This is a genomic window from Bacteroidia bacterium (assembly GCA_025056095.1).
Classification (GTDB): domain Bacteria; phylum Bacteroidota; class Bacteroidia; order JANWVE01; family JANWVE01; genus JANWVE01.
On the sequence record JANWVW010000102.1, the window covers coordinates 1 to 10,108 of the forward strand.

The 10,108-nt window shown below is 36.6% G+C and carries 11 protein-coding genes; 3 read left to right on the top strand and 8 right to left on the bottom strand.

Annotation, left to right across the window (positions count from 1 at the left end; all coding sequences use genetic code 11):
- Positions 1–113: 113 nt before the first annotated feature.
- The 7 genes from NZ519_08480 to NZ519_08510 all read right to left on the bottom strand — a co-directional run bounded on the left by NZ519_08480 (position 114) and on the right by NZ519_08510 (position 6,508).
- Entirely contained in the window at positions 114–290 is a 177-nt protein-coding gene (locus NZ519_08480; protein ID MCS7028787.1) for a hypothetical protein, read from the bottom strand.
- 27 nt (positions 291–317) lie between these two features.
- Positions 318–1,535: an FtsX-like permease family protein gene (locus NZ519_08485; GenBank protein MCS7028788.1), complete on the bottom strand. Its 1,218-nt coding sequence runs from the start codon at positions 1,533–1,535 to the stop codon at positions 318–320.
- Between the two features lie 15 nt (positions 1,536–1,550).
- On the bottom strand, positions 1,551–2,165 hold the full coding sequence (locus tag NZ519_08490) for an ABC transporter ATP-binding protein (GenBank protein MCS7028789.1): 615 nt from the start codon (positions 2,163–2,165) through the stop codon (positions 1,551–1,553).
- Entirely contained in the window at positions 2,165–2,632 is a 468-nt protein-coding gene (locus NZ519_08495; GenBank protein MCS7028790.1) for a hypothetical protein, read from the bottom strand. The genes NZ519_08490 and NZ519_08495 overlap by 1 nt, the downstream gene beginning before the upstream one ends.
- A 119-nt stretch (positions 2,633–2,751) precedes the next feature.
- Entirely contained in the window at positions 2,752–2,973 is a 222-nt protein-coding gene (locus tag NZ519_08500; protein MCS7028791.1) for a hypothetical protein, read from the bottom strand.
- Between the two features lie 11 nt (positions 2,974–2,984).
- Positions 2,985–3,734 (bottom strand): LytTR family DNA-binding domain-containing protein, encoded by a 750-nt coding sequence (locus NZ519_08505; GenBank protein ID MCS7028792.1) that lies wholly within the window; start codon positions 3,732–3,734, stop codon positions 2,985–2,987.
- Positions 3,731–6,508: a histidine kinase gene (locus tag NZ519_08510; GenBank protein MCS7028793.1), complete on the bottom strand. Its 2,778-nt coding sequence runs from the start codon at positions 6,506–6,508 to the stop codon at positions 3,731–3,733. The genes NZ519_08505 and NZ519_08510 overlap by 4 nt, the downstream gene beginning before the upstream one ends.
- 106 nt (positions 6,509–6,614) lie before the next feature.
- On the opposite strand from NZ519_08510, the gene NZ519_08515 reads away from it, so the two are divergent.
- Positions 6,615–7,385 carry a biotin--[acetyl-CoA-carboxylase] ligase gene (locus NZ519_08515; GenBank protein ID MCS7028794.1) on the top strand — a complete coding sequence of 257 codons (771 nt, stop codon included), beginning with the start codon at positions 6,615–6,617 and terminating at the stop codon, positions 7,383–7,385.
- A gap of 158 nt (positions 7,386–7,543) precedes the next feature.
- Here NZ519_08515 and NZ519_08520 read toward each other — a convergent pair whose 3' ends face one another.
- A complete protein-coding gene (locus NZ519_08520) occupies positions 7,544–7,966 on the bottom strand; it encodes a polymer-forming cytoskeletal protein (GenBank protein ID MCS7028795.1) in 423 nt (140 codons plus the stop codon).
- Positions 7,967–8,173: 207 nt separating this feature from the next.
- Here NZ519_08520 and NZ519_08525 point away from each other — a divergent pair, with 207 nt between their 5' ends.
- Complete coding sequence (locus tag NZ519_08525; protein ID MCS7028796.1) at positions 8,174–8,971, top strand: SAM-dependent chlorinase/fluorinase; 798 nt, start codon at positions 8,174–8,176, stop codon at positions 8,969–8,971.
- A 74-nt stretch (positions 8,972–9,045) separates the two neighbouring features.
- The gene (gene trxB, locus NZ519_08530) at positions 9,046–9,984 is read left to right on the top strand and encodes a thioredoxin-disulfide reductase (protein MCS7028797.1); all 939 of its coding nucleotides are present in this window, start codon (positions 9,046–9,048) and stop codon (positions 9,982–9,984) included.
- The last annotated feature ends 124 nt before the right edge of the window (positions 9,985–10,108 follow it).

A 10,108-nucleotide genomic window follows, 5' to 3' on the forward strand; every position in this document is an offset into this window, starting at 1 on the left:
CGCTTCGCTTCGGTACTTCGCTGCGCTTCGTACTGCCTAACGGCATGCTTCATGCCCCTCACGCAGATGACCTGTGCTATTATGTCTTTACCTTGTTTAAGCTTGAAGTACAACTACTTACAAGCTAAAACTTGGTATATGAAACAGAGAAACGATGGTTTCAGAGATCCATTGCGTGAGGCATGCGAAGGGCGTGCGTCAGCACGGTGCGTAGCGAAGCGTAGCACCGAAGCGAAAGCGTAGCCCGAAGCACGCCGACCTTGTGGGCATGAGCGCAGCGAAATGCCCACAAGGGCACGCCCAAAAAATTTATATTTTTATTGTACCAAAAACTTAGGCATTATTTGTGAAGCTTTTTGAGCAGGATAAAAAGCCGCCAAAACTGTAACACATAAAGTGGAAAATGCTATCACTACTATGTCTGTTAGGCGTACTTGTACAGGGTAATAATCTATCACAAAACTCTCTGGGTTGGGAAGCTTAAACCAATGCCAATAATCTTGCGAAAAACATATCAATAAACCGCCTATAACGCCCAAAGTTACACCGAATAAGCCCATTAAAAAGCCCTGCCATAAAAAAATACCTTGAATTTGCTTAGGACCTGCGCCCATTGCTAATAAAATCCCTATGTCTTTTTGTTTATCTATTACTAACATCATTAAGGCACTTAAAATAGTAGATGCCGCAATAAGCGTGAGCAAAAAAATAACCACAAAAGCAATTCGCTTTTCTGCACTCATCACTTTATACAACGTTTTATGCTGGTCATACCACGTTAAAATGTCATACTGATCGCCCCACCTGCGCTGTAAATCCTTTTGAATATCAAAGATGTCTTTGCGATGAGTTAATTTAAGTTCGTAAGCCGATATTTTGTTCTCTTGCATGAAAAGATCTTGGGCAAGCCGTAGATGACAAATAATATACTGATCATCAAATTCCTTTTGATTAAAGAAAAATATGCCTGCATTGATGGCATTGATTGAGTTAGTAGCTGCATCTTCGTTCATGGGCATGCCTTTGAACATTTTTGGTACTTTTAGCTGCGTAGGTGAGAGAAAATTTTCAAGTTTAGCTTGAAGCAAATAAGCCACTCCGTAGCCCAAGATAATGTTGCTTCCTTTTAGATTGTACTCACCTTGATAAATAACTTCTTTTATACCTGATGTTCGTTCATAGTTTTCATCTACGCCCTTTACATAAACTAGATGCTGATTAGACCGACTACTCGCTAACGCCTTGCCTTCTAAAACTTTGGTGAATAAAATATTTTTCTCTTTGAGATATTTTTCTAAATTTTGATTGAGGTCAAAGTATTTGCCTTGTTTAGCAATAATTTTTATGTCAGGGTCAAATTGAGATATGCTGCGCTGAATAAGGTCAGTTAAGCCATTGAACACTGCTAAAACAACTACCAAAGCCATAGTTCCCACCATTATGCCCAATATACCTACCCATGAAATCCATTGAATAATGTTACGCGGCTTTTGAATAGAAAAATAACGTAAAGCAATATACCTGCTGATTGACATAAATTTGATATCTGGTTACTTATAGTTCAGCATGTTGAAGTTCATATCACACATTTCGTATTCGTGAGGTTGGTTAGAAGCAATAATAACAATTTTAGAAAGCGTATGCGTTTGTATCCAGTTTTGATAAAGCTGTATTCCTGTTTGGTCAAGGTTAGTGCAAGGTTCATCTAGAAAAAGCACTTCTGCGGGTACAAAAATGGCAGTGGCAAGTTTCAATCTTTGCTGCATGCCTGAGGATAAGTGTTTGAGGTATTTATTTCTTACAGGATAAAGCTGCGTTATTTCTAAAATGTCTTTTGGCGAATAGCTAAGCCCCTTGCTTTGTCTTATCCATTCTAGCATTTCTGTGGTAGTAAAATTTCTAAATAATGCGACATAAGGGGCTACATAGCTAATGTGCTTAAAAATGAGATGAGGTTCTTTTCTTTTCTGATTGTGATAATACTCCACAGTACCACTCTCAGGGGTAGTGTATTGTGAAAGAACTTTTAATAAAGTAGACTTTCCCGAGCCATTAGGTCCGAGAATAGCATATTTTTTTCCACTTTCAAAAATAGCTGAAAAGTTTTTGAATACGATTTGACGGTTATAGTTTTTACTAAGGCGTGTAGCTTGAATTTGTAGCATCAATTTTCAGCATGGTGTTGTGTGTCTTGGGGAATAGTTTTCAAGTAGTAGGCATAGGCTTCGTTGATGTATTTTTTCTTTTCTTCCATTGTTTTTATACAATCATCGCCTTGTCCTACACATAGGTCAACTTTTGATAGGTCTAGGGTTGTTCCTTCTTTTGGGTAATCTATGTGTGTGTTGTAGTAGTACTCTGTACCTGAATCGGAGTAGTCAAAAATTACTACGCGTTTTTCCACAAAAACGAGAGATAATTTTAAGGCTTTGTTTTCTATCAGAAGTGCTTTTCCGTCCTTTTTGGCATGTTCTAAGTCAGAACTATAATTTATTCTGGTGTATTCATTAGGAAAGCTTACTGACCATATCCCGCGCACAGGAATACCTTCCTTGTTAGTTTTGTCAATTCTGATTTGGGCAAAGGCAAAATTGACTATAAATGCTACCCCTATCAATAGTACGCTTTTCATAGAATACAACTTATTGCTACAAATATAGTATTTTTCTTTGAATGAAGCAAGTGTAATTTTTGAATACGTGGTAATTTTTAAGCTACGGAATAGGAAGGTTATTTATATATGCTTGATTATCAATTTTGAATGAGGTTAGTAGTTGGTAAGGGGGTGGGAGTGTTTTTTTTTGCGCCCCCGCGAAGCGGGGGCGCAAAAAACTGATTCCTGCGTGAGGCATGCGGAGGGCGTGCGTTAGCACGGTGCGGAGCGAAGCGCAGCACCGAAGCGAAAGCGCAGCCCGAAGCACGCCGACCTTGTGGGCATGAGCGCAAGCGAAACGCCCACAAGGGCACGCCCAAAAAAATAAAAATTATATCTCTTCCCAATCAATAATGTGGCGCATACGTGTCGAAATAGGTATCTCTACACCATTAACCATACGTACTACACTCTTTTGCTTTGTACTTATGACTTTGTCAATATGAGACTTGTTGACTAAATAAGATTGATGCGTTCTAATGAAGTGCTCTTTGAGTAGTTCAGCGTAGTACTTTAAGGTTTTAGCTACCATTACAGGATTCCTGTTTATGAAATAAATACGGGTATAATTGCTGTCTGCTTGCAAGTATAAAATTTCACGATAATAAACCTTAAACGCTTCTCGCCCTGAATGTACGATGATACTTTCTTCAGGTTCGTTAAAAGTATGTTTGAAATGCTCCATTTTCAATTTGTTGTAAAAATTGTTTCTCTCTATCTCTTCTACAGCATTTTGAATGGCTTGCTGAAATTCCTCAGTTTGAATAGGTTTGAGAATATAATCCACAGCAGAAAGCTTAATGGCTTTAACAGCATAATGGTCATAAGCAGTAATGAAGATAATTTGAAAGTCAGAAAAAGGTAAATTTTCTAATAGTTCAAAAGAAAGTTGGCTTTTAATTTGAATATCTAAAAGCAATAATTGAGGTCTGTGCTTTATGAGCAACTGCCTTGCTGTAAGAATATCAGAGGACTCATAAATGTTGAACTCAAACTCCTCTATCTGCTGTAGCTCATGTATAATGTGCTTACGGCTGAGGTGTTCGTCTTCTAATACTAATACATCAAATTTCTTTTTCATACGCCCTTGAATTGAAAAATTAAACGACACAAAGTCCCTGAACTAAACTTATTTGCAGGAAGAATTTCAAGATAATGCTGTGTTTTGTAAGTCTGGTTAATGATTTTTAATCTGTCCATAATGAGCTGAAGCCCTTTGGAGTGAGGTAAAATTTCTTTGGACATTCCTATACCGTTGTCCTCAATTTCTACAATTAACCTTTGTTTCTCAACATTTTCTATAAATCTAATCTCAATCTGTGGAGAAGGATAGTTTTCTGTGAAAGCGTGTTTAAAAATGTTTTCTACCAAAGGTTGCAGAATTAAAGAAGGAATGATAGGCTGTTGAAACATCATCTCGTCTTCTAATTGAAGAATAAATTCATATTTGATTTGGTTATTGTGTGCAATGTTTTCAAGATTAAGGTAATTTTTTAGAATAGCAATTTCTTCTTCTATGGAACAGAACTCCTGTTGGGAATACGTTAAAAATTTTCGGGTCAGGGAAGCAAAATCATTAAGGTAAGCTTTTGCCAAAGTATTCTGATTGCTCACCACAAGATACTGCAAGGATTGTAGACCATTGAAAATAAAATGTGGATTTAATCGCGATTGTACGGCTTGTAATTGATACTTTAAGGCTTGATTTTGCTGTTTTTCTTGAAAAGCTTTTTGCTTTTCCCGGCGAATGAGATGCTCCATGTAAATGAGCAAAAGGCTTATTAAACCTATAATCAGGGCAAATACTTTGAAGTTTTTATCTTTCCATATTGGCAAAACAAAGTGAACTTTGAGAACATCCTGGCGAATAGGATGATTTTCAACTAAACTTGTAATTTTAACTTGATACATTCCACTGTGAAAAAAAGGAATACTCAAAAACGCGTAAGGCGTAGTTTGAGTTTTACCTTCGCCCGTGATGCTGTATTGATAATTTATCTTGGTTCTGTATTTGATTGTTTTAGGGATAATACTGATTTGTAAGGAATTATCAGGATAGCGTATAATGATTTTATCCTCGTTTTGAGCATAATTAGTATTTTTTATTTTGTATTCAATTAGAATATTAGGCAAAGAATGTGTTAAGGCAGAAATAGGAGTATAGCTGTATCCTACGTCAGAAATAAAATGAAGTGTATCATTTTGTATGCGTATGTCGTATATGTTCAGGTTGTAAACATTTTGTACAGGTAAAGCCTGGCTTTGAGGACTATGCTCAGGTAAAATAAACAATCCTTTTATTGTGGCAATGTAAATTCGATTTTTGTGAATTTGAATTTTATTGATATCGTTGTTATTACCAATTTGAATTTGATGTAAGCAGTTCAATTGAGAGTCATAAACGTCAATACCTTTTTGATGCGCTAAATACAAATGTCTATTGACACTGTCATAGTAGGCAAACCGTATCTTGCTGCTTTTATATCTTTGTTTGAGTATTTCTTGTAATGAATCAGAATGAACAATATAAACATTATTGTAGGTGCAAAGTAAAGGCTTATCTTGCCATAGAATGATGTCAGCTATTCGCGGGCAGGAGAATTGCTTGAGTATTTTATGTGTTTTTTTATCCATCAAAACAACGGCATAGTAAGCCCCAATGACATAATACGGAAAGGAATTGACAAATGTCCGCTTTATCGTAAACTTTGTGCTAATGTACTGCGCAGTTTTGTTTTTGATATCACAGATAAAAAAGCCATCATCTCGGGTAATATAAACTTTGTTTCCGTCATCAGTAATGTTGAGAATTCTATTTAGCTTACCTGCTTCATAGTTTTTGGTAATTGCTTTGAAAGGTTGATGGTTAAGAAAAACCTCCCCTGTGTTAGTGCCATAGATTACATTTCCTTTGAAGAGATGCAGCTTTCTAACTTGTTGTACTGCGGCTCGGTCTATGAAAGGTGAGGTCCTAAGGTTAAGATTAGGAATGAGATAAATTTCTCCACTAAAAGTAGTAATCCATACGGTATTTTCGCTATCTAAAAAGATATTTGTGGCAAAAATATCGGGCAAAATGCATTCTACTTTTTTACCTTGTACTTGGAAAAGTCCTTGTTGAGTACCTACGATAATTTCGTTTTGTAAGGGTAAAATTGTATAAATAACCGTGTTCGGTTTTACAGTAAGGACTTCTTGGGTTTGTAGATTAATGTCTATTACGCAAAGTTTATCTTTAAAGAAACTGTATAAATGGGCATCTATCAATGGTGTTTGCTTGTTACGAATGGGCACAGAATAGCCGTTTGAAATAGATTTTGAAGGCTTTTTGATTAGCTTTTTTACATTAAGGTCTAAGATAGAATACTCAAATTCTGTGTGAAGTAAAAATAATTTAGATTGTTTGACCTTATAGTCTAATATGCTAGGTAACAAACCTATATATTGCTGCGTTTTATTTTTTACATTCCATACGTGTAATTCACTGCGATTATTTGCATAGTAAAGGTAGTTATTATGCCAAAAAAAAGTTTTGATATATTCCTTTACAGCTGTATATTCTTGTATGATTCTTTGATTTTTGGGGAGGAAAAACAGTCTACCCATAATGGAACAGAACCATAGTGTATCCTGATGTACTTGTAGATTAAACACTTCATCATCTTTTAAGCCATCTGCGGTGGAAAAATGAATAAGTTCTTGACCATTGTACTTAAAAAGCCCTTTACTCGTGGAAATGTAGATTTCTTTATCTAATTCCGCAATATCATAAATTTGTGTGTTACGAATTTGATTAGTGTATTCAAAAGGAATGACTAGCGGAATGTCGCTTCTTGCTTTAATGACCACAAACATTGTCAAAAGAAAAATTCCTTTTCTCATTATTTGATAGGTCTTTTATACAAAAACCTCTTTTGAAGTTTCATATTATAGCTAATTTTTTATTATTTGTATGAACTAAATGAGTATTCGTGAAAAGAATATGACACTAATCTTTGGAAAGAATCATTTGCATTTTACAGAAATTACTTCTACTAATCAAGTAGCTGTTTCTCTTTTGGAAACTAAGTTGCCTGAGGGGACAATTATTACAGCCTTGTATCAAACTCAAGGGCGGGGACAACAAGGCAGTGTATGGTATAGCGAACATGGCAAAAATGTACTGTTTAGCATAGTTTTATATCCGAACTTTTTACAAGTACAGAAACAATTTTATCTTACAATGGCTATGGCTTTAGCTGTAAAAAACACTGTGCAGCATTTTATTGCTCATCGTAATGTGTATATTAAATGGACTAATGATATTTTGGTAGAAAATAAAAAAATAGCAGGGATACTCATAGAAAACCAGATTCAAGGAGAGCAGTTGCGTAGTAGCGTAGTAGGCATAGGTATTAACGTGAATCAGCAAGAGTTTGGAGCAATGGCTTACAAGGCTACTTCTTGTTTCTTGGAAACACGTCAAGTTACCTCGTTAGAGTATTGGTATAAGCTACTTTGTGAGCAAATTCAATCTTATTACTTGAAACTTAAAAATCAACAGTATGATGCAATAAAAGTAGAATACACACAAAATTTAGCTGGATATCACGAAAAAAGACACTACATAGCTAACAATCAAGTAATAGAAGGAATTATACTCGGCATTGATGATTATGGCAGGCTAGCCATGCAGCAAGACAACCAAGTCAAATATTACGAAGTCAAGCAAATTGAATGGATATTTACTTAAGAGTTCTAAAAAGATAATACAAAGCCGTTATTACAGACAGAGCTCCTAGACCTAATGTTGCCCAAGGTTTGGATAGATTCAGGTAGCGGTCAAGGTACGTGCCCACGATCAGCAGTCCGCTGACTATTACAATCAGTTGAAACCCTAAGCTGTAGTACTTAGCGTACGTTTGCCACTTTGGTTTCCGCGTTTCCACCATTGAGTTCTTTTACTACAGCGCCCATTTGGCAAGTACCGCTGAAATTAGCACCTGTTTCTACCATCAGCTTGCTCGTAGTGATATCCCCATTGACGTTGGCAGTGTTTTTTAGAGTAAGAAGTTCCTCAACGTTTACCTTTCCAACGGTTTCGCCTGCAATTTCAGCATTTCGGGCAATGATATTTCCTTCTACAAATCCAGTCGGACCTATAACTACTTTACTTTTTGATACGATATTCCCAACAATTTTGCCATCTATGCGAATATCACCTTGGGCATCTATATTGCCTTCAATAGTAGTGCCCAATCCTATGATGTTGATACCAGCTTGTTGGGCGGCTTCACCGTTAGTTCCTTTATTTCTTGAACCAAATACAGACATATACTGTGTTTATTTTATACCAAACTTTGGATATACAAAAGTAGAAAAAATTTTTGAATAACTTCTGCTACCTTGTAAAATTCTTTATGATCCATTTGTCCTTCACACTAAATCATAATATGCGGTACTACAAGAAATGTAAAAAATTCTTTTTTTTACAAAAGAATAAACACTTGCTTATATATTTGTACGCTGCATTTGCTTTTAATGGGAATAGTTACTCTAACTTCTGATTTTGGCGCAAACAACTACTTAATCGCAAGGTTAAAGGGAGCTATTTTAGCCGAACTACCAAGTACGCAAATTATTGATGTGTCTCATTCTATTAGCCCATTTAACATTATAGAAGCCGCTTATGTCTTCAAAAACGTTTTTATGTATTATCCTGAACAAACTGTTCATTTAATTATGGTGCAAGCTCAGCCTGTTAATAGTGTGTATGTATACGAACACCAACAAATTTTATGTGCTAAAATCAATGAGCAATATGTGTTATGTCTAAATAATGGCACTTTGACTTTGGCACTATCAGGGTACAATTACGAAGTAAAACTGTCTGCTGCGGATAAACCTAAACTTTATGTAAGTTGGCCAGACATGATTAAAATAGCTGTACAACTGTTGAAAAAACCCGAACAAACTTGGAACAAGTTTCTCCAAGCAGAACCAAAAATTATTAAAAAAGACTGGCAAAAGCCTGTTGTTATTCATGGCGATTTACAAGGTGTTTCTATTCATATTGATGGATATGGCAATTTGGTAACCAACATTACTCAGGATGTTTTTGAGGATTACGTAGGCAATGAACCTTTTTCTATTCGCGTTCGCAGTGTAGTAATTGACAAAGTAGTTAAATACCGGTATCAAGAAATTAACGGCAGTTATATTGCTTATTTTAATGACTTGGGCTATCTTACGCTTTCTGTAAACTACGGAAATTTTGCTGACATTATGGGGATTGTTGACCCAGTACCTGTGGTAGTTTCTAAGACTCGTAATCTTTAAAAAGTAACTACGGTTACCATTTTTCTGTCAGGCAAGGCAAAATTTTACGATTATTTTGTTTCTTTGCTTAAAGTATGGCAGAGCATGTTCATTGTTTGATTATTGGTTCAGGTCCAGCAGGGTATACTGCTGCAATTTATGCTGCAAGGGCAAATCTCAAGCCTGTTGTATATCATGGGCTTCAGCCTGGCGGTCAACTGACTACAACTACCGATGTAGAAAATTATCCTGGCTATCCTGATGGCGTAAAAGGTCCTGATATGATGGCAGACTTTCACAAGCAAGCGCTTCGTTTTGGGGCAGATATTCGTAACGGACTTGTTACCGCAGTAGACTTTTCAAATAGACCTTTCAAAATTATTGTTGATGAGGGCAAACACGAAATTCTTGCGGATGCTGTTATCATTGCCACAGGGGCAAGTGCTAAGTGGCTTAACATACCTTCTGAGCAAAAGTTCAGATTGAATGGAGGGGGAGTAAGTGCTTGTGCTACTTGTGATGGATTTTTTTACCGAAACAAAGAAGTAGCTGTAGTAGGCGGGGGAGATACTGCGGCAGAAGAAGCAACCTATTTAGCTAAAATGTGTAAAAAAGTGTATATGATACATCGCAGGGATGCTCTTCGAGCTTCCAAGATAATGCAAGAACGTGTATTCAAAACACCTAACATAGAAATGGTATGGGATAGCGAGGTAGATGAAATTTTAGGGGATGAATTTGTTACAGGTGTGCGAGTTCGCAATGTTAAGACAGGTCAAAAAAGGGAGATTAGTGTAGAGGGCGTATTTATTGCGATAGGTCATCAGCCGAATACTGCTGTATTCAAGGATTGGCTAGAGTTAGATGAGCAAGGATACATCAAAACTGTACCTGGAACAACGAAAACAAACATTCCTGGGGTATTTGCTTGTGGGGATGTTCAAGATAAGGTTTATCGGCAAGCTGTTACTGCGGCAGGTACGGGCTGCATGGCGGCGTTAGATGCAGAACGTTTTCTTGCTTCGTTTTCCTAAATAACGCGGCAAAATTTTACACAGCGTCTTTGATTGCTTATTAAAATAATTTGATTTTTTTGGGCGTGCCCCTTGCTGACGCAAGGGTCGGGGCATTCCGCACTACGCTTCGCTTCGGTGCTTC